The 20,033-nt window shown below is 65.3% G+C and carries 14 protein-coding genes; 8 read left to right on the top strand and 6 right to left on the bottom strand.

The genetic code is table 11. From position 1 onward, the window contains the following. The 3 genes from DI041_RS21340 to fauA all read left to right on the top strand — a co-directional run. Positions 1 to 212, top strand: a 212-nt coding sequence (locus DI041_RS21340; protein WP_211195544.1) for a hypothetical protein, incomplete at its 5' end; no start/stop codon positions are given. A gap of 7 nt (positions 213 to 219) precedes the next feature. Next, complete coding sequence (locus tag DI041_RS20460) at positions 220 to 1,158, top strand: helix-turn-helix transcriptional regulator (RefSeq protein WP_136639942.1); 939 nt, start codon at positions 220 to 222, stop codon at positions 1,156 to 1,158. Positions 1,159 to 1,269: 111 nt separating this feature from the next. Next, positions 1,270 to 3,441, top strand: coding sequence for a TonB-dependent alcaligin siderophore receptor FauA (fauA, locus tag DI041_RS20455; protein WP_136639941.1), 2,172 nt, complete (start codon positions 1,270 to 1,272; stop codon positions 3,439 to 3,441). 17 nt (positions 3,442 to 3,458) lie between these two features. Here the strand turns inward: fauA and DI041_RS20450 are convergent, their stop codons facing one another. The 4 genes from DI041_RS20450 to DI041_RS20435 form a co-directional block, all read right to left on the bottom strand. Then, entirely contained in the window at positions 3,459 to 4,565 is a 1,107-nt protein-coding gene (locus DI041_RS20450; RefSeq protein ID WP_046985846.1) for a YdcF family protein, read from the bottom strand. After that, positions 4,565 to 6,979: a TonB-dependent receptor gene (locus tag DI041_RS20445; protein ID WP_248298521.1), complete on the bottom strand. Its 2,415-nt coding sequence runs from the start codon at positions 6,977 to 6,979 to the stop codon at positions 4,565 to 4,567. Before DI041_RS20445 ends, DI041_RS20450 begins: the two co-directional genes overlap by 1 nt. Positions 6,980 to 7,146: 167 nt before the next feature. Beyond that, positions 7,147 to 8,304, bottom strand: a complete 1,158-nt coding sequence (locus tag DI041_RS20440) for an ROK family protein (RefSeq protein ID WP_046985848.1) — start codon at positions 8,302 to 8,304, stop codon at positions 7,147 to 7,149. Beyond that, a complete protein-coding gene (locus DI041_RS20435; protein WP_136639939.1) occupies positions 8,301 to 9,530 on the bottom strand; it encodes an MFS transporter in 1,230 nt (409 codons plus the stop codon). The genes DI041_RS20440 and DI041_RS20435 overlap by 4 nt, the downstream gene beginning before the upstream one ends. 189 nt (positions 9,531 to 9,719) lie before the next feature. On the opposite strand from DI041_RS20435, the gene DI041_RS20430 reads away from it, so the two are divergent. Beyond that, positions 9,720 to 10,202, top strand: coding sequence for a hypothetical protein (locus DI041_RS20430; RefSeq protein WP_004152943.1), 483 nt, complete (start codon positions 9,720 to 9,722; stop codon positions 10,200 to 10,202). Positions 10,203 to 10,253: 51 nt separating this feature from the next. Here DI041_RS20430 and aceE read toward each other — a convergent pair whose 3' ends face one another. After that, positions 10,254 to 12,926 carry a pyruvate dehydrogenase (acetyl-transferring), homodimeric type gene (gene aceE / locus DI041_RS20425; protein ID WP_136639938.1) on the bottom strand — a complete coding sequence of 891 codons (2,673 nt, stop codon included), beginning with the start codon at positions 12,924 to 12,926 and terminating at the stop codon, positions 10,254 to 10,256. 244 nt (positions 12,927 to 13,170) lie between these two features. Further along, positions 13,171 to 13,470 carry a hypothetical protein gene (locus tag DI041_RS20420; protein ID WP_046985851.1) on the bottom strand — a complete coding sequence of 100 codons (300 nt, stop codon included), beginning with the start codon at positions 13,468 to 13,470 and terminating at the stop codon, positions 13,171 to 13,173. Between the two features lie 139 nt (positions 13,471 to 13,609). Here DI041_RS20420 and DI041_RS20415 point away from each other — a divergent pair, with 139 nt between their 5' ends. The 4 genes from DI041_RS20415 (at position 13,610) to DI041_RS20400 (ending at position 19,825) form a co-directional block, all read left to right on the top strand. After that, positions 13,610 to 14,125, top strand: a complete 516-nt coding sequence (locus tag DI041_RS20415; protein WP_046985852.1) for an RNA polymerase sigma factor — start codon at positions 13,610 to 13,612, stop codon at positions 14,123 to 14,125. Beyond that, the gene (locus DI041_RS20410; protein WP_136639937.1) at positions 14,122 to 15,144 is read left to right on the top strand and encodes a FecR family protein; all 1,023 of its coding nucleotides are present in this window, start codon (positions 14,122 to 14,124) and stop codon (positions 15,142 to 15,144) included. The genes DI041_RS20415 and DI041_RS20410 overlap by 4 nt, the downstream gene beginning before the upstream one ends. A 141-nt stretch (positions 15,145 to 15,285) precedes the next feature. Then, the gene (locus tag DI041_RS20405; protein WP_136639936.1) at positions 15,286 to 18,219 is read left to right on the top strand and encodes a TonB-dependent receptor; all 2,934 of its coding nucleotides are present in this window, start codon (positions 15,286 to 15,288) and stop codon (positions 18,217 to 18,219) included. A 10-nt stretch (positions 18,220 to 18,229) separates the two neighbouring features. Further along, positions 18,230 to 19,825, top strand: coding sequence for an alkaline phosphatase D family protein (locus tag DI041_RS20400; RefSeq protein WP_136639935.1), 1,596 nt, complete (start codon positions 18,230 to 18,232; stop codon positions 19,823 to 19,825). Positions 19,826 to 20,033 lie beyond the last annotated feature (208 nt).

Here is a 20,033-nt window from a genome sequence, read left to right as displayed (position 1 = left end):
GTGGGGAGGGTGGGGTCGTCCGCGGCCTGGGCGTTGTGGACGACGAACAGAATGGCAGCAGCAAGGAGATGGCGGCGCATGACACGATCCGTGAAGTTGATGTGAAATGTTATAACGTAACTATTTGTATCGACAAGGGCAGATTGGGCCTTGCCATGAAGGCTGGAGATGAGAGCGGTTCTCATATGACAATGGCGTTGGATCTCCCGTAGGCGCCCCATGCACACCCTTACCCTTGCCGACCTGGACCGCTTGGGCCGCAGCAGCGGTTTCCGCTATCGGCTGCCTGCACTTGCGTCCGCCGCGGATTCGGGCGCGCTGTGCGTGGTCGAGGGCAGGGTGGAACAGCGCTGCTTGCGCCCTGGCATCAGCCTGGCGCTGTCGGCCGTGGTCGCGCATCAGCCGTTCGAGGCGACTTCGGAGGCACCCCCGCCGTTCACTGCGATCGTGATGCTGGAAGGCCGTGCCGGAGCACGCCTGGAAGGGCAGGCTGTGATCGGCATGAACCGCGGCGCCGGCGCGATGGTGTTGGCCGATGCCGCGCCGATGACTGCGATTCATCCGGCCGGTCAACGGATGCGCAGTCTGAATGTCTCGCTGGATGCACCGGCCGAGATGGATGATCCGGTGATCAGCGAACTGCTGTTGCAGGCTCGTCGCCATGGTCGCCGGCGGCTGCACAGCTGGCAGGTACCCGCGCATCTTGAACATGCCGCCGAACAGTTGCTGTCGGGGACCTGGCAAGGCGCGATGCATGCGCTGCTCTGCGAGGGTGTGGGACTGCAGATGCTGGCGATGGCGTTGGGTACGTCTGCACAGGACGCGCTGCCGGATCTGCGTGTTTCACCGCGCGACCGGCGCATGCTGCAACGGGTGATCGACTGCCTGCAGGCATCGCCTGCGGCTGACCACCGGCTGGAGGACCTGGCCCGCGTGGCCTGCATGAGCCCGAGCAGCCTGCGCCTGAAATTCCAGCAGGTGCACCGCTGTTCGGTGTTCGCGTGGTTGCGCGAGCGACGCCTGCAGTTGGCCTGCGAGCAACTGCGGCAGGGCTGCAGCGTGCAGCAGGCCGCGCATTTCGTCGGCTATCGGCATGCCACCAATTTCGCAACCGCGTTCCGAACGCGCTACGGCATCGCCCCCAGCCAGATCCGCTGAGTCCGGATCGCGGCTGGCGGTGCGCATACGCGTGCTGCGTGCGCGCATACGTGCGCTCACGCTTAAATGACAATAATTCTCATCCAGCCTTTCCCTTCTGCTGGATCTCCCATGCCTGCCTGTTTCCGCCCATGTGCCCTGGCCACCGCCATCGGCACGACCTTGGCGCTGTTCAACGCTGCCCACGCCGCCGAACGTGCTCCTTCCGTAACGCCTTCCCTGCTCCCAACCGTGCAGGTCACTGCCGACCTCGATGGCAGCACCGAAAGCTCGCGCTCCTACACCACCGATTCCATGGGCACGGCGACGGGGCTGTCGCTGACCTCGCGACAGACGCCGCAGTCGGTCAGCGTGGTTACCCGCCAGCAGATCGAGGACCGCGGGCTGCTGAGCACCGCCGACGCCTTGTCGACCGCCCCCGGCATCTCGGTCACGCGCAGCGACGCCAACCGCTACTCGTTCTCCGCACGCGGCTTCGACATCGACAACTACCAGTTCGACGGCGTGGTGATGCCGGTGCTGTCGCCGTGGAATTTCGGCGAGAACAATCTGGACATGGTGGTGTACGACCGCATCGAGATCGTGCGCGGTGCCAACGGCCTGATGACCGGCGCCGGCAATCCCTCGGCGGCGGTGAACTATGTGCGCAAGCGCCCGCTGCGCGAGTTCTCTGCCAGTGGTGGCATCAGCCTCGGCAGCTGGGACGCGCGCCGCGCGTGGGCGGATGTGTCCAGCCCGCTGAGCCGGGAAGGGCGTGTGCGTGGTCGCGTGGTCGCTGCGCAGGCAGAGGGCGACAGCTACACCGCCGGCCTGGACAGCACCGCAAAGACACTCTACGGCGTGGTCAGTGTGGATCTGGGCGAGGACACTGGATTGATCGCCGGCATCTCCTACCAGGGCAACGACAACCGAGGCTTCGGCAGCGGTTTCGCACTGTTCAACGCCGACGGCACGCGCACCCGATTCGACCGCTCGGTATCGGCCACCGCGCCGTGGGCACGGATGACCACCGATACCCGCAACGGCTTCTTCGATTTCAATCATCGCTTCGGCAACGGCTGGCAAGCACGCGTGTCCTACAGCCGCTCGCATACCGATATGGAGATGAAGCATCTCTACCGGGGCGGCTATCCCGATCCGGTTACCGGCGCCATGCCTACAGGCAACAGCTTCACTCGTTACGACGGCCCGGTGCGCCGCGAGGCGGTCAGTGTCAGCCTGTCCGGGCCGTTCGAGCTGTTCGGCCGCCAGCACACCGCATCGATCGGTTGGTCGCGCTCGCGTGATGAAATCACGCTGGGGCAGTACCGCGCACTGGCGCCGCTGCCGCCGTTGGCCAGCTATCTGGACTGGCACGGGCCGGGCACGCCTGAGCCGACGTGGGCCAGCAGCAAGACCCAGGCCGATGACCTGCACAACCAGCAGAGCGGTGCCTATGCCGTCGCGCGGCTGTCGTTGGCCGATCCGCTGCACGTGATCGTCGGTGGCCGCCTGAGCAACTGGGAGACCGACCAGGTCTACTTCGGCGCCAAGCGGAAGTACCGCTACCGCAACGAGTTCGTACCCTATGCCGGCGTGGTCTGGGACCTCAACGGCTACAGCAGCGTGTACGCCAGCTACACCGGCATCTTCAAGCCGCAGAACAACCGCAATGAATCCGGGCAGATCCTCGACCCGGTCAGTGGCCGCAGTTATGAGCTGGGCCTCAAGGGCAGCTGGTTGCAGGAGCGCTTGAATGCGTCGGCGGCGCTGTTCCGCACCCAGCAGGACAACCTGGCCGAGGCCACTGGTGGTCTGGTCGAAGGCAGCACGCAGGCGGCCTACCGCGCGGTGAAGGGCGCAACCGTGGACGGCCTGGAGCTGGAGCTGGCCGGTGAACCTCTGCCGGGCTGGAGCCTGGGTACCAGCTTCACCACCTTCATCGCGCAGGATGCACAGGGACGGGCGATCAACATCGCCAAACCGCGCAGCCTGTTCAAGCTGTTCACCACCTGGCGCCTGCCCGGTACCTGGGATCGGCTGACGCTCGGTGGCGGTGTGGACTGGCAGAACCGCATGTACCAGACCGCCACCGCCCCCGGGAATCGCCGCGTGCCGGTGGAGCAGCCCAGCTACGCACTGGTGAACCTGATGGCGCGCTACCAGTTCAGTTCCCACGTCTCTGCGGCGGTCAACATCAACAACCTGTTCGACCGCCACCACTACTCGCAGATCGGCTTCTACAACCAGGGCTGGTACGGGGCGCCGCGAAACGTGATGTTCACGCTGAAGGTCGGCTACTGAGGGTAACGTCGCGCCCTTCAGGGATCCAATGGATCCATCGGATCGATGCGCAGCGATTCGGGCGCTGGCACGAAGGTGATCGCGTACGGCGAAATGCGTGAACCGACCTTGCCTGGAACGTAGCCAAGCTCACGACGGTTGCGCTCGCTGAATCCGCTGCTGGCGACCGAATCGATATGCGATGGACTGCTGACCACCAGTGCCGGTTGCCGTGGCGGTGCCTGCAGGGCCGCCAGTAACCGGGCTGCGTTGCGCAGGTTGGTGGTGGTGTGGCGGGCATAGGGCTCGATGATGATCGCCTCTGCGGGAATGCCGAAGCGCGCAATCAGCGCTTCGCGCATCTGCACGGCTTCGACGCTGCGGGTGCCGCGCGGATGCACGGCGCCGCCAGAGACGATGACGAAAGGCGCATCGCCCGCTGCATAGCGCTGCGCAGCGGCTTTCAGGCGCAGCTTGCTGCCGGCGCTGAGCGGGGTGGTCAGCTCGTCCGGGCCCTGCCCAAGCACGATGATCGATGTGTATGGATGCGCGGTCCAATCCAGCTGCCGCGCGCGTGCGAATGGCGCGGCGTTCATTCCCGCGCTGATGGGCTCGAAGCGGATCGCATCGAGACGATCATTGGCATCGAGCAGGCCCACTGCCACCGCGATGCTGCGATCGAATGCGGTGTAGGCCGCGGCGGCGTCCACCTCGCTCATCTGCATGGCAATGGCAGCATCGCCAGCCAGGCGCGTGCTGCCCGCCGCGCCGACCGGGCCGTCGATGGCGTCGTAGCGGGGCGGCTGGCCGTGGCCGTAGACGGAGAGGATGTTGTTGAGGCCCGCCAGCTCCCTTTCGATGGCCATGGCGTGCGCCGGAACTGCGGCGCTCAACAGGCCAGCCTGCGCGGGCGTCCAGCGTGCTGCCTCGAGTGTGCAGGCAGTGGTCCGGCAGCCCACCAGCTGCTGCATGCGTTCGGCCAGGGCGGCGCGCGCACGATCGGGCAACGTATCGTGCTTCAGCTGCACGAGGGTCGGAAACAGGCGCGAGGCGAGGGCCGCGCTGTCGCGGTCGTCGGCGGCTGCCGCAAGCGGCAGCACAGCCGTGGCCAGCAGGGCGAGGGACAAGCTCAATCGTTGGTGCATCACCAGCTCCTGCTCACCATCAGGCGGACGTTGCGGCCGAACAGTGGCCGTCCATAGATTGCCTCGGCCGAACCCTGGCCAGCCAGTGCATCGGTACGGGTGTTGCCCTCGGTGAGCCCCTTTTCATTGGTCAGGTTGTCGCCCACCAGCTGTGCGCCCCAGTTGCCGCGCTTCCATGAAATGCCCAGGCCCAGGGTCTGGTAGGCCGGCAACGCGGTCTGGTTGAACAGATCGACATAGGACTTGCCAACCACGTCATAGCGCAGCCATGTCTCGAACTGGTCCTGGCCGTGCTGGAAACTGAAGGTCGGCCGCAGGTTGCCGTAGAGCTTGGGTTCGCGGACGATCTGCTTGCCGTTGACCGCGGCCGGATCGGCGCCGGAATCGTTCTGCAGGCTGTCGTACTGCGGATCGCTGACCGTGATCGAGCCGGCGATGCTGAACCAGTCCAGCGGCCGGAACATGCCATCCAGCTCGATGCCCTTCGAGACGGCGGTGCCGATGAAGGGCACCGACTGGTCATTGCGGCCGGTCGTCGGATTGAAGGCGACGAAGGACGCATTGAGTGGATCGAACTTGGTGTAGAACGCGGTCAGGTAGAGATAGGACCGGCCGAACCCTGCCTTCAGGCCCAGCTCGTACTGGTCCAGCTGGGTCTGCACGATGGTGGGGTCGATCGAGCGCGCCACCGACGAATTGGGAACGATCTCCATGTGCGACACGCGGGCATAGGCGCCTGCGGTGGCAGTGAAATCGTAGTTGGCACCCACGGTCCAGTTGGTGGCGGTCGGGTTCAGGCGATGGTTCTGGACGACGCCGGTGAACCGGCGCGTGGTGTTGTCAGCCAGTGTATTGCGGTCGCCGAGGTCGACCTGGGCGGTCTGCTCGGCATAGCCTTCATAGCGGTAGCGCTCATGGCGGATACCGGCGTCGAGCTTGAAGCGGTCCGTCAGTGCCCACGTGTCATTGGCATACACCGCGAACATGCGGGCATCGACCTTGCCGCGATTGAGGGTGGTGGTGTAACGCAGCGTGCCCTTGTCGGTGACATAGCCCAGTGGGGCGCCATCGTTACCGTAGGCCACCAGATCCAGCAGGCGTGGCTTGCCGCGCATCTCCATCAGCATGTCCTGGTACAGGCTGAAAGCGGTGGTTCCGAAGAAGGCCGTGTATGCACCGATGTTCAGATCGTGGCTGCCCCAGGCCGTTTCAAACAGCCGCGTCGCACTGAAATCGGCCTGGCCGGAGTAGAAGTCCGAATCAGCAGCACGGTACTGGGCCGAGATCACCAGGCCGGAGTCGGCGTAGGGATCGTAGGCACTGGCGCCGTTGCTGCCGGCCAGCGCGTAGCCCATCCGCGCGACGCCGGCACCGAAGGTGCTGCGGGCCGCGCTCAGATAGCCGTTGGCGAAGCTGCGTGCGTCGACCGGGTTGGTGGTCGAGTACAGCGCGTCGAAGGTATTGCGGCCCTTGGTGTAGCCGGTTTTCAGCGAGATCGTCCAATCGCTGGCGGTGTTCTCGTACTGGAAGCCGATGTTGCCGAAGCGCATGTGCCGGCCATCGGCCAGGTCGCGGTTCATGCCCTGCAGGGCACCGCCGCCATCGAGGTACTTCAGGTTGACACTGCGCAGCGAGGGCGAGTTCAGCGTACCGTCGAAGTAGTCGATGTACGGGTCCAGTGGAACGCTGGGATTGCGCGGATCGGCAACCGGGATCGGCAGGTAGAACGTATTGTGGTCATCGACGAAGGTGCCGCTGATCTTGAACCAGCTGGTGTCGTCGAAGTAGTGCTTGATGTTGCCGCGGATCTGCCCGCCCTTGTCATTCGGGAAGCCGTTGTCGCGGTAGCCATCGTGCTGGCGCAGGAAGCCACCGACGGCATAGAAGGTGTCCTTGCCGAGCGCGCCCGACTGGTACATCTCGCCGCGGTACAGGCCGGTATCGCCGATGGTCAACTGCGCCTTGCCGTGCGTGTCTTCGGAACCCTCGGCGAGGATGTTGTTGACGATGGCGCCGCCGCTGCTCGCATAGATCGGTGCCGGGCCACCGCGTACGATCTCCACGCGCTGGTTCATCACGTCGAAACGGTTCATGCCGTCGCCGGAATTGAAGAAGTGGCCATCCAGCTCCTGGTAGAGCGGCAGGCCGTCCTGCTGGAAGGCGATGAAGCCACGATCGGTTGGAATGCCGCGCAGCCGGGTGATGTTCTGTACTTCACCACCGGTGGCCTCGACATGGATGCCGGGCACCGACCCGAGCAGGTCGGCGTAGCTTTTCGGTGCGAGCTTCTGCACGTCTTCGCGGCTGAGTGAATTGACCGCGAAGGACGCATCGAAGCGACGCTGGGTGCGTGCCGCACCGGTAACCACCACTGCATCCAGTGTTGCTGCGTCGGCCGTGTCTTGCTTCTGCACCGGCGCGTCCTGCGCAGATGCAGTGCCGTGCAGGGATATCAGGACCAGGGAGATTCCCAGGACCAGGGGGCTGATGTTCATCGGAGGGCGGCCATGCAGGGAAGGGGGACCGCTGCACGGTAGGTCCGGGCGATGACGGAATTGTTTACTTCGGCGGAAATAAACAATTAAGCGGCGGCATCGGCACCCAACTGGTGGATTGGCAGCAGGGCCGCACCCACCGATACCGCAGACCCTCCCAGCCGCGACACATGCACCTGTGGCAGGCGCAGGCTGTCCAGCGCACTACTCCAGCGTGCTGGCTGCTGCAGATGCTGTCCCAATGCTTGCAGCACCTGCCGGGGCAGTGAACCGGACAGGATCACGGCGCCGGGATCGAGCCACGCCACACCGGTATTGGCCGCCACGCCCAGCTGGTTGCCCGCACGTTCTGCCCAGGCATTGATGATGCCGGCATGGGTTTCCAGGCAGGACTCAAGTTCGAACAGTGAAGGAATGCCGGCGCCGGCGTCGCGCAACGTGGCCAGCAGGTCGATGCCCGAGGGGCGCGGTGCGTCCATGCGGAACAAGCGACCGATATCCCCGGCATTGCCGAACTCACCGCGCATCACGTCGCGCCGATGGATCACGCCGCCGCCCACGCCGTGGCCTACATACAGCAGCAGCGCCGAGGCGCAGTCGCGGATCAGCCCGCTGTCGTAGTACTCCGCCAGCGCCGCCAGGGTCGCATCGTTCTCCACCCAGACCGGGAAACCGAAGTAATCTTCGAAGAACTGGTCGTTGTCGATATCGCGCCAACCGTGCAACCAGTCCACCGCGTGCCTGCGCGCAGGCCCGGTTTCGACCACGGGCCCGGGAACCGCCACGCCGAGGCCCAGGAAGCGCGCGCGCATGAGCCCGGTGCGGCTGGTAAGGCTGCGCAGGCGCTGGTCCACCGCGTGCACGAAGTCGTAGGGATCTGCGCTGTCGAATGCGGTTGCATCGCGGGCGATGACCTGGCCGGCAAAATCCACCAGCGCGATCTCCAGCCAACCGGGATGTACCGTGGCACCGGCGGCATAGCCGCCCCGCCCGGAAAGCGCCAGTGGCACCGAGGGTCGGCCGCGCTGGCCATCGGACAGCTGTCCCTGTTCCTCGATCACTTCCAGCATCAGCAGTTCACGCGCCAGGCGGGTCAACGCACCGTTGTGCATGCCTAAGTGATGGGCAATGGTGATGCGGGGAACGGCTCCCATCGTGCGCAACAGCCAGATGATGCGCTTGTGGTCGGCATCCAGCGCGATCAGCGGTTTGCGGCGCAGCCGCGATGTGGGAGCCAGGTTCATGGGCGCAGGCCTTCGGTACGCGGCGGCGCGACTGGCCAGGCCAATGCGGCCAGCGACAGCAGGCTGCCGACGGCAACCAGCGAGACCAGTGCGGCAGAGGTGACCGGATCACCTGCCTGTATGCCGGGCAGCAGCTGGCCCAGCAGCAATGAGGAGGCGGCAATGGACAGTTTCATGGTTCCAGTGAGCAGGGCAAAACAGCTCAGGTCATCCTCACGTCCGCTGCGGACGGCATGGCGACGGGCGATCAGCGCGGTGCGCCGCCACAGCACCAGGCCGACACTGGCCACCGCCGCCCCATGGACAGCGGCACACGCAATCGCTACAGGCAGGGAGGGCTTGGCCTGGTAAACGCAGACGGCAGCGATGGCCAGCACCGACATCAGCGCAATCAGGCCTGTCTCGCTGCACAGCGGGGGGCGCAGGCGCAGATGGAGCCAAGGCGCGACCACCATGCCCGCGACCATGGCGAAGGTCAGCGCTGCGCCCTGGTCGGCAAAGGGAAACAGGCGCCCGGCCAGGCCCACCAGCGCCGTTTCTGCCGCTGCAGCCAGCAGAACCGGCAGCAGTGCCGGCAGCGGCAGGGCGCCGGCAACGGGCCTGATGGCTGTGGCGGGCTGTGCGGGCGTGGCGACGCAGGCCAGGGGAAGCGCGGCGGCCGCGATCAGGATGCCGATGATCATGCAGATCAGCAGCGCGCTGCCACCTCCTGCGGATTCAGGTGCACCGACCACGCCGAACAGTGCTGCAGCGATGCACACCTTGGAGATCGGTACCACTACCGCGCGGGCGGAAACGTAGCGCATGGCCTCGTTCTCGTCGCGGGGCAACAGCGAAGTCAGTGCATTCTGGGCCACGTCGTAAACCGCGTAGCAGGTACGGAACAACAGCGAGGCGGCCAGCAGCGGCAGGAAGGCCGGCTCGGTCGCGGTGCTCGGGCTGAACAGCAGGCAGGCGCTGGCCGCGGTACCGAGGCCCCCGACCACCTGCAGGCGCAAGGCGAGGCGACGCTGGTCGTGCAGGCGCGTGAACACGGCGGCCAACAGCAGATCGAGCACGCTGCTGTAGGCCAGTGAGATGGCCAGCAGCTGGCCGGTGTGGTCAGCCGACAGTCCCAGCCGGACGTGCAGGTAGTAGCCCAGCGCCAGGTCCACGAACGACCAGGACAGAGTGCGGGCGAAGTGGCCGGCGGCATAGAGCTGCCGCAGCGATGGCTGCGCGTTCAACGCTGTTTTTGGGGGAGGAGGCCGGAGATCCGGGATCGTTCTACTACCCCTGTGTGACAGCGGCCTGACATGGCGTGAGGTCGGCCATTCAGCGAGTGGCTTGCAGCACACGCCGTGGGCGAGCAGCATTGACCGTGCTGCGCCCCACAACGCCTCACGCAGAGCCTTCTTCGTCGAATGGAGCAACGTATGAAGCTGTTGTCCGCTGTGTTGTTGTCTGCGCTTTCACTCCCCGCCGTTCCGGCGCTGGCAATGGAGGCATCTCCTTCGCCGCTGTTGGGGCGCTGGTCGCTGGATATCGCCACCTCGGCGCTGCCGCAGGCGCAGCGTCCAAAGCAGGTAGTACTCGAATTCAAGGATGCCGGTGGCGGCCGCTGGAGTTCGCACGTGGACATCGTGCTGCACGATGGCAATACCATGAAGTCCGATGGCACGCTGGCGCTGGATGGCACGCCAGGTCCCCTGTCCGGCACCTACGGTGCGGACAAGGCCAACCTGAAACTGCCAGCGCCGAACACGCTGGTGATGCAGCTGGTGGACCACGGTACGCCGGCCTCCACACGCATCTACACCGTGGCGGCCGATCGCTCGACGATGACCGAGACCAAGGCGTTCTACGGCCACGACGGTACGCCGATACTGCAGACCAATCTGTTCAAGCGGATGCCCTAGCATTGCCGCCGGCACCACGCCCGCAGAACGGGCGTGGTGAATGCAGCAGCCTTACACCGCCGCCGGATCGCGCTTGCCGGTGTCGATGCCGTACTTGTCGATGGCCTCCTGCATCCGCGAACGTTCGATGCGGCCCTCATCGGCCAGTGACTTCAGGGCCGCCAGCACGATGAAGTGGCGATCCACCTCGAAGAACGTGCGCAGCGATTCACGCGTGTCGGAGCGGCCGAAACCATCGGTGCCCAAGGCGGTGAAGCGGCGGTCGTTGATGAAGGGACGGATCTGGTCGCCGACGATCTTCATGTAGTCGGTGGCCACCACCACAGGCCCTTCGTGGCCCTGCAGGCACTGCTGCACGTAGGGTACGCGCGGCTCCTCGGCCGGATGCAGCAGGTTCCAGCGTTCGGCTGCCAGGCCGTCACGGCGCAGTTCGGTCAGGCTGGTCGCGCTCCACACATCGCTGGCGACGCCGAAGTCCTGCTGCAGCAGTTCGGCTGCTGCTTCCACTTCGCGCAGGATCGAGCCGCTGCCCATCAGCTGCGCGCGTGGCTGCGAAGTGCTGCCTGCGGCTGCCGGGCGCAGCAGGTAGAGGCCCTTCAGGATCCCAGCCTCGGTGCCCTCGGGCAGTGCCGGCTGCGGATAGTTCTCGTTGAGCACGGTGATGTAGTAGTAGATGTCTTCCTGCTCGACGTACATGCGGCGCAGGCCGGCGTGGATGATCACCGCCAGCTCGTAGTTGTAGGTCGGGTCGTAGGACACGCAGCTCGGAATCACCGACGACAGCACGTGGCTGTGGCCGTCATCGTGCTGCAGGCCTTCGCCCATCAGCGTGGTACGGCCGGAGGTGGCGCCGAGCAGGAAGCCGCGGGTGCGCGCATCGGCGGCGGCCCAGGCCAGGTCACCGACGCGTTGCAGGCCGAACATCGAATAGAAGATGTAGAACGGAATCGTCGCCAGCCCGTGGTTGCTGTAGGCGGTACCCGCGGCGATCCACGAACAGATCGCACCGGATTCGTTGATGCCTTCCTGCAGGATCTGGCCGTCCTTGGCTTCCTTGTAGTAGCTCAGCTGGCCGGCATCCTGTGGGGTGTACAGCTGGCCCAGGTACGAATGGATGCCGATCTGGCGGAACAGGCCTTCCATGCCGAAGGTGCGCGATTCATCGGGCACGATCGGAATCACCAGCTTGCCCAGTTCAGGGTCCTTCAGCAGGCTGGTGAGGATGCGCACGAAGCCCATGGTGGTGGACTGGCCGCGATCGCCGCTGCCCTGCAGCTGGGTGTTGAAGATCGACAGCGGCGGCAGCGGCAGCGGATCGACCTTGGCCAGGCGCGCCGGCAGCTGCCCGCCCTGGATGCGGCGGCGTTCGGCGAAGTAGGCCGCCTCGGCGCTGCCCGGCTCCGGACGCAGGTACGGCATCTCCTCCAGCTGCTCATTGCTGACCGGAAGGTTGAAACGGTCGCGGAAGGCGCGCACCGCGTCGGCGCTCATCTTCTTCAGCTGGTGGTTGATGTTCTGGCCTTCGCCGGCTTCGCCCATGCCGAAACCCTTGACCGTCTTGGCCAGGATCACGGTCGGCCGGCCGCTGGTGTTCACTGCCTGCTGGTAGGCGGCGAATACCTTCTGCGGATCATGGCCGCCACGCGCCAGCGCCCAGATGTCGTCGTCGCTCATGTGCGCGACCAGCTCCAGCAGCTCGGGATAACGGCCGAAGAAATGCTCGCGCACGTAGGCACCGTTCTGCGACTTGAAGGTCTGGTAGTCGCCGTCCACGCATTCCATCATGCGCTGGCGCAGCAGGCCGCTGTGGTCGCGGGCGAGCAGGTCGTCCCAGCCGCTGCCCCAGATCAGCTTGATCACGTTCCAGCCGGCCGCGCGGAAGGTGCCTTCCAGTTCCTGGATGACCTTGGCGTTGCCGCGCACCGGACCGTCCAGGCGCTGCAGGTTGCAGTTGACCACGAACACGATGTTGTCCAGCCGCTCGCGACCGGCCAGGGAAATTGCCGCCAGCGATTCGGGCTGATCCATCTCGCCGTCGCCGAGGAAGGCCCAGACCTTGCGGCCCTGGTGTTCTTTCAGACCGCGGTATTCCAGGTAACGCATGTAGCGCGCCTGGTAGGCGGCGGTCAGCGGGCCCAGGCCCATCGACACGGTGGGAAACTGCCAGAACTCCGGCATCAGGCGAGGGTGCGGATACGAGGACAGGCCCTCGCGGCCCGCTTCGCGGCGGAAGTTGTCCATCCGCGCCGGATCGATGCGGCCTTCCACATAGGCGCGGCCGTAGATGCCTGGCGCTGAATGACCCTGGATGTAGATCATGTCGCCGTCGAAGGTGTCGGTACGGCCCCGGAAGAAATGATCAAAACCCACGTCGTACAGCACTGCCGCCGACTGGTAGGTGGCGATGTGGCCGCCGACGTTGGAATGCTTGCCGGCACGCAGCACCATCACCATCGCATTCCAGCGGATCATCGCGTTCAGGCGGCGCTCGATGGCCAGGTCACCCGGGTAGGCCGGCTGGCGCTCGGGCGGGATGGTGTTGACGTACGCGGTCCAGGCACGGGTATGCAGGTCGCCATGCTGCTGGACGTCCAGCTCGCTCAGCTGGTCGATCAGGTAGTGCGCGCGCGGCCGGCCGCCGGCCTGCATCACCGCCTCCAGCGATTCACGCCACTCCCGCGTTTCCAGCGGGTCGGTATCGAAGGGGATCTGGGCTTGATTCATGGCTGTCTCCAGAGGGCGCCGGTCGGACTTCTGCCTGGGCGACAACACCGGCAGGGCGCACAGCACTGGAGCGGGGTCGCAACGGCGGGGCCGTGACGCGAAGGGCGACCGTGGCGGTCACCGAGAAGACAAGCGTAGGCCTGGCCCCCCGGCTTCGATAGGCGGGCAGGGCTTGGGTCTCTGGCAAGCAAGGGTTGGCGCGGCGCGGCGTATCATGGGCGGATGCGCTGGGCACGGCCGCTGATCAGGCCGGGGACAACCCAGGCAGGAACATCGGGATGATCACCACGCCGACGCCCAACAGGCACCAGGCGACGATGGGCAGCCAGCGCGCCAGTCGTTGGGCGGGTTCCGGTGTACGACGGCCGCCGGTCCACAGCAGCAGCGTGAGCACACCCAGTGCATAGGCGAGGGCGACGATCACCGGATGCACATGGATGACCCGGCTGGGCGGCCACATCTGCTGCTGGTAGGCCGTGGTGTGCGCGACCAGCAGCAGGAACAGCAGGCTGCTGAGTGTGTTGATGGCGGTGCGTGCGTTCATTGCGGGGCACTCCTTGTGCCGGCTGCCGGGATATTGCAGGGGCGGAATTCTAGCGGCTGCCTGCCGGCAGTTGAAACGTCACTGTCATCGATGGCCGTCACCCTGCGGGGCTTTCCAGCCTCGGGGTGGTTGGCCGGCCGTGAACAGCGTGAGGATCTGGGAGAAGAGCTACGCGCTGCGGCGACGGCTGCTGCGTGGCTTTTTCCTGCGCCGCGGTTCTGCCAGCGAAGATGCCGAGGACCTGGCGCAGGAAGTGTACCTGCGGCTGCTGCGGACCACCGGCGAGAATGCCGCAGCGATCGAGAACCCGGAAGCCTACCTGTTCACCGTCGCGGCCAACCTGGCGCGCGAGCATGCACGCTCACGTTCGTCGCTGCCGCCGCTGGAAGACGTTGATTTACTGGCGGAAGTGCTGAAAAGCGAAGAAGACATCGAAGGCGAATTCGAGCGCGCGCAGCGCTGGAACGGTATCCGCAGCACCATCGCACGACTGCCGGCGACCACGCGGCGGGTGATGGAGCTGCACTACCGCGACGGGTTGGACTGCCCGGGAATCAGCCAGCAGCTGCAGGTGTCGGTGCACATGGTGCGCAAGCACATCGGCAAGGGGCTGGAGGCCTGCAGGAAGGCGCTGGGCGCCAGGGAGCACACATGAACCGGAACACATCGCCCGCAGCCGACGACACGATCGCCTGCGAGGCCATGGACTGGTTCCAGCGCAATCGCGAGGGGAGTCTGGGCGAGGCCGAGCGCGCTGCATTCCTGCACTGGATGAAGCGTTCGCCCGAACACGTGCGCGCCTATATGCACGCCCTCGCGCTGCACCGGCAGGTCGGTGAGGCACTGCAATCGCCATTGCCTGAAGAGGCGCAGGCGCCGCCACGGCAGGCTGCCGCCAAGGTGGTGCCGCTGTTCGGTAGCGCACCGGCCGCGCCGCGCGCTGCGCCGCGGCGCGGCCGCGCGCGCTGGTGGGCGCTGGCTGCCGCAGCCTGTGTCGCCCTGCTCGGCGTGGGCCTGGTTCCGCAGTTGATGCCCACCGAACAGCTGTACAGCGCCGACCATGGTGAACTGCGCGACCTGGTGCTGCCTGACCAGACCCAGGTGCAGCTCAACGCGGACAGCCGCCTGCGGGTACGCATGAGCTGGTTCAGCCGCAAGGTGGAGCTGCTGCAGGGCGAGGCCACGTTCGACATCGCCCGCGACCGCCGTCCGTTCGAAGTGCAGGTGAACGGCCTGAAGATCCGAGACATCGGCACCGTGTTCGATGTATCGCGGCGGCTGCAGAGCACGCGCATCGGCGTGGTCTCCGGCGAAGTGGAGGTGTGGAGCCAGGGCAGGGATGCAACGCGTCTTGCGCAGCTGGGCGAAGGCCGGGTAGTGCAGGTCGACACGCGCAGTCATGCTGTGGAGTCCTTGGACATGCCGTTGTCGATGCTGCTGGATTGGCAGCATCGCAAGGTGTCCTTCCTTGATGAGCGGCTGGATGAAGTGGCCGCCGCCTTCAACCGACACAACCAGGTACAGGTGCGGATACTGGATGAAGGCGCGGCATCGGCGCGGCTGTCCGGCAGCCTCGATGCGCATCGCATCGGTGCATTGCAGGTGTTCCTCGAACGCGATCCGCGCTTTGTCGTACGCCGCGAGGGCGACACGGTGCGGGTCGGCAGCCGCTGAGGCCGGCGTGGCCGTGCAATGTCAGAAAAGATTCATCGAATCCGCGTTCTCCACTTCGGTGGAAGCGGGCTCTTACTTGGGAGAAGCCGCTGTCGAATCGCTCAGCGGCACCTGCTGCTTTCTCTCTTCCAAGGACCCGTGATGCGTAACACGCTCTACCTGTCGATCATCCTCGCTCTGTCTCCCTGCAGCGTGCCGGTGGCGGCTGCGGCCACTGCAGATGGCCTTGAGGCCCGTGTGTCGGCGCCGATCGCGGCGCAGCCGCTGGCGCGTGCGCTGGAGCAGTTGTCGCGCAGTTCGGGCGTGCAGTTCCTGTATTCGGGCAGCGGTGAAGCGCGTATGGCCGGGGCGGTGCCGCGTGGTGCGACCGTCAAGCAGGCACTGGACGCGCTGCTGGCAGGGACCGGCCTGGGCTACACCGTGGTGGACGGCAACGTCATCGCCATTGATCCGGCGCCCGCACGCAACGAGCCGAAACCGGCCGCGCCGAAGCCGCGCGAGGCCGAGGCGGTGGTGGCGCCGACCCTGGATACGGTGAAGGTGATTGCCGCGCACGAGGTGATCGACCAGAAGAAGACCTCGCCGGTGATCAAGGATTCGGTGGTCTACGACGAGATGGACAGCTACGGCGACGAAACCCTGGCCGAGAGCCTGATGGCCGCGCCGGGGCTGAGCGCGGTGGAAGACGCTGGCGAGCCGCGTTACGTCACGGTACGTGGCGTGCAGGCCAACCTCAACTACACCACCATCGATGGCATCGCGATTGCCAGCGTGGGTGGCAGTGGCTCGGGTGAGCGCATGAACAACCTGCAGCTGATTCCCAGCGACATCGGTACCCGCACCGATATCTACAAGAGCTTCAGTGCCGAGCAGGCGCCGGATGCCATCGGCGGCGTGATCGACATCATCAGCCGCAGTGCGTTCGACCGGTCCGGCAAGTATGTGTTCGCCGATGTGGCCGGTATCTACTCCACTGCCGAGACCAACGTCGAGCGCAGCGCCGGTGGCAACCACCAGACCCTGGGTCACTTCGGCAAGAGCGCCAAGGTGGTGTTCTCCAACCAGTTCGGTGCCGACCAGGAATTCGGCATCGTTGCGGTGGCGCGCTATGAGCAGCGTTCGCGCAACAGCGTCAAGCGCTGGGTGGAGTCGAACTACTACTACAACGACGCCGGCAAGTACCTCACCGACGGCACCACTGGGCCGGACGAGGCCAAGGGCTGGAACGGGCTGCGTGCGCCCGGCAATTTCAGTACCGGTACCTACACCAACTTCATCACCAATTTCGGTGGCTCGGCCAAGCTGGAATGGAAACCGTCGGACGATCCGTTCTACGCGTCGCTGCTGCTGTACTCGTACCGGTTCTACGAGAACTCGACGATGAACAAGACCGATCTGTATGGCAACGCCAAGTTTCCGATCCGCAACCAGACCGATGACAGCGGCACCACCCAGATCAACAGCATCTACATCAAGAACCGGCATGATCGTTGGGATCGCAGCAATCGCGGCGCCATCGCCAGCTTCAACTGGGACTTGGGTGACCGTTCGCGGTTGACCCTGCGCGGTGGCCACACCGAAGAGACCTTCCACAACAGCCAGGTCTACTGGGGGGTACGCGCCTACCCGAGCAACCTGTTCGTCGATTACGAGAACGACAGCCACGGCTTTCCCAATGCGGTGGCGGTTTCCGATTCCAGCCTGCTGACCAGCTCGGCGTTCAAGCTCAACCCGGCACAGGCCTATGTCTCGCCGCGCGACGCCAAGGAGAGCATCGACAACCTGCGTGCCGACTTCAGCTACAACATCGACGCCGATGCGCGTGGCTTTGGCCTGGCCGCCGGTGCCGAGTACCGTCACCTGAAGATCTGGCAGGACATCGACTTCGACTACTACAAGAGCAGTGCCACGCTCAACGATTACCTGTACCCGGGTTCGACCCTGCTGGGCAGCGTGCCGGGCTTTCCGCTGATCGACAATCGCAAATGGAATGACGAACTCGCGCCCACGCTTGGCGGCAACGACGCGGCCTATCCGAATGCCGATTTCACCAGTGACTACAAGTACGTTGAGGACATCACCAATGCCTATGTCTCCGCGCACTATGCCTGGGATCGGCTGTTGCTGATCGGTGGCCTGCGCTACGACCACACCACCTTCGATGCATTCAGCCCGTTCAGTGATGATGGCGGTACCACCTATACCTCCGCGTTCCGCAGGACCAGTGGTAGCTACAACAACCTGCTACCGTCGTTGAATGCAACCTTCAAGCTGACCGACGACCAGCGCCTGCGCTTCTCCGCCAGCCGCACCCTGGGCCGGCCGACGCCAAGCAACATCGCCCAGGCCACCAGCACCAGCTGTGGCGATGACGAGGAGGGCAGGGGCTTCTGCACGATCAAGCAGGGCAACGCCAACCTGCAGCCGCGCCGCTCCACCAACATCGACCTGGCCTGGGACCTGTATTTCAACGACAACAACGGCCTGGTCTCGGTCGCGCTGTTCGACAAAGTGATCAAGGACGACATCTACACCCTGACCACGTTCGAGAACGTGGGTGATACCCGCTACCGGGTCACCCAGCCGATGAACACCGACGCGTCCAAGCTGCGCGGCGTCGAGTTCGCGGTGGCCAACCGCAACCTGCAGTGGGGCCACCAGCGCTTTGATATGTATTTCAACGCCACGCGGCTGGAAGGCCAGACCAACTACCGCATCAGTGATGGCAGCGAGCGCCGCCTGGACCGCCTGCTGTACCAGCCGGACTGGTCGCTCAATGGGTCGGTGATCTGGCGCATGCCGTGGAAGAGCGCACAGCTGCGCATGTCCGGCACCTACCGCAGCAGGATGCTGGTCGACTTCGGTGATACCCAGTGGCTGGACTCGTACTACGACCCGTACATGACCTTCAACTTGGCCTTCAGCCACAAGGTCAGCAAACACGTGACGCTGAAGTACGAGGCCAAGAACCTGTTCAACACGCAGCCGACCTACAGCACTGGACCCAATGGTCGCTTCCGCACCGAGATCGACGACTACGGCCGCTTCTTCTACTTCCACATCATCTACAACTGAGGGCGCACCCGTGGATACGATCAATCGCAGGCGATTCCTGGCCCTGGCCGGCCTGTCCGCCGCCGGCGCCTGGATGGGCACGGCACGGGCGCTGGCCGCGCAGACCGATGCCACCGCGCTGAACCCGCGCAACCTGCTGGCATCGCCGCGGTTCGCCAGTACACCGTTCACCCTGGGCGTGGCCTCGGGTGATCCCTCGGCCGATGGCATGGTGCTGTGGACACGCCTGGCAACGGAGCCGCTGGTGTTCGGTGGTGGCATGCCGACGCAGCCGATGGCGGTCCAGTGGCAGCTGGCGGCCGACGATGGCATGCGCAAGGTGGTGCGCCAGGGTTCGGCGATGGCCCACCCCGAGCTTGGCCATGCGGTGCACGTGGAGCTGGAAGGGCTGGCACCGGGCCGTCCGTACTGGTATCGCTTCAGCGTGGGCGGCCACGCCAGTGCCGTGGGCCACACCCGCACGCTGCCGGCAGCCAACGCTGCGGTTGATCGTGTCCGTTTCGCCGTGGCCGGTTGCCAGCACTATGAAGAGGGCCATTACACCGCATGGCGGCGCATCGCCGAGGAGCCGCTGGACTTCGTCTTCCACTATGGCGACTACATCTACGAGGGCGCAAGCCAACCGGGCGTGCGCAGGATGAACGGCCGGCCATTCACCAACCTGCGCAACCATGTTGGACCGCAGATCTACACGCTGGACGATTACCGCCGCCGCTACGCCCAGTACAAGAGCGATTCCGACCTGCAGGCCGCGCATGCGTCGGCGCCGTGGTTCGTCACCTTCGATGACCATGAAGTGGACAACAACTGGGCCGGTGCGGAGGACCAGGACGATACCCCCAGCGAGGTGTTCCTGCTGCGCCGCGCACAGGCCTTCCAGGCTTACTACGAGAACATGCCGCTGCGCCGATCGGCGCTTCCCCGCAACGGCCACATGCAGATGTATCGGCGTGCCCGCTATGGCACGCTGATGGACCTGCACCTGCTCGACACCCGCCAGTACCGCAGCAAGCAGGTGGACATGGCGCTGCATGAGGAAGTGGAATCACCGGCGCGCAGCATCGTCGGTGCGAAGCAGGAGCGCTGGCTGTTCGACGGACTGGCCGATGCCACGCCACGTTGGCACACCATCGCCCACCAGGTGGCACTGGGCAACTACATGCGCGAGAAGGATGGTGTGGTGCAGTCGTCCGACGACCAATGGTCGGGCTATCTGGACAGCCGCCGGCGCCTGCTTGACCACATCCAGAAGGTTGGCTTCGGCAATGTAGTGACCGCCTGCGGCGACGCGCATCGGCACTACGCCAGTGACCTGGTGCAGGACCATCGTGACTCGGGCGTGATCTCCAGTGAATTCCTCGCCACGTCGATCACCTCCGGTGCCGATGGCCAGGGCGTGGACGCGTATGCCGAGAACCAGCTGCGGCACAGTCCGCAATTGAAGGCGACCACCGACAAGCGCGGCTATGTGCTGTGCGATGTCACCCGTGATGCCTGGATCGGCGACATGAAGACGCTGGATACCGTGATGCAGCCGAACGGAACGGTGCAGAGCTGGAAACGCTATGCGGTGGAGCACGGCCGGCCGGGGTTGCAGGAGGCCTGAATCTACCGGTCTACCCTGTAGAGCCGAGCCCATGCTCGGCTGCTCTTCGATAACTGACCGGAAAAGCAGCCGAGCATGGGCTCGGCTCTTATCTCTTGCGACTCTGGCACCTTAGGTGCCGAGAGCCCGGCGCGGGCGACCGTTCGGCTCTAGGTCTTCTCGATCGCTCTGTAGCAAGGATCTCCGCGCCGGTTTCTCCCTGATCCGC

Origin of the sequence: Stenotrophomonas maltophilia, from assembly GCF_004920835.1 — a bacterium.
In the GTDB taxonomy this organism is placed as follows: Bacteria; Pseudomonadota; Gammaproteobacteria; order Xanthomonadales; family Xanthomonadaceae; genus Stenotrophomonas; species Stenotrophomonas maltophilia_AQ.
The sequence above is the reverse complement of the archived record's forward strand: the minus strand, read 5'-3'. Positions and strand labels throughout refer to the sequence as shown.

Bases quoted from the DNA above. Each gene is read 5' to 3' on its own strand.
- DI041_RS20460 (WP_136639942.1), top strand. From the start codon at position 220: ATGCACACCCTTACCCTTGCCGACCTGGACCGCTTGGGCCGCAGCAGC.
- fauA (WP_136639941.1), top strand. From the start codon at position 1,270: ATGCCTGCCTGTTTCCGCCCATGTGCCCTGGCCACCGCCATCGGCACG.
- DI041_RS20450 (WP_046985846.1), bottom strand. From the start codon at position 4,565: ATGCACCAACGATTGAGCTTGTCCCTCGCCCTGCTGGCCACGGCTGTG.
- DI041_RS20440 (WP_046985848.1), bottom strand. From the start codon at position 8,304: ATGAACCTGGCTCCCACATCGCGGCTGCGCCGCAAACCGCTGATCGCG.
- DI041_RS20430 (WP_004152943.1), top strand. From the start codon at position 9,720: ATGAAGCTGTTGTCCGCTGTGTTGTTGTCTGCGCTTTCACTCCCCGCC.
- aceE (WP_136639938.1), bottom strand. From the start codon at position 12,926: ATGAATCAAGCCCAGATCCCCTTCGATACCGACCCGCTGGAAACGCGG.
- DI041_RS20420 (WP_046985851.1), bottom strand. From the start codon at position 13,470: ATGAACGCACGCACCGCCATCAACACACTCAGCAGCCTGCTGTTCCTG.
- DI041_RS20410 (WP_136639937.1), top strand. From the start codon at position 14,122: ATGAACCGGAACACATCGCCCGCAGCCGACGACACGATCGCCTGCGAG.
- DI041_RS20405 (WP_136639936.1), top strand. From the start codon at position 15,286: ATGCGTAACACGCTCTACCTGTCGATCATCCTCGCTCTGTCTCCCTGC.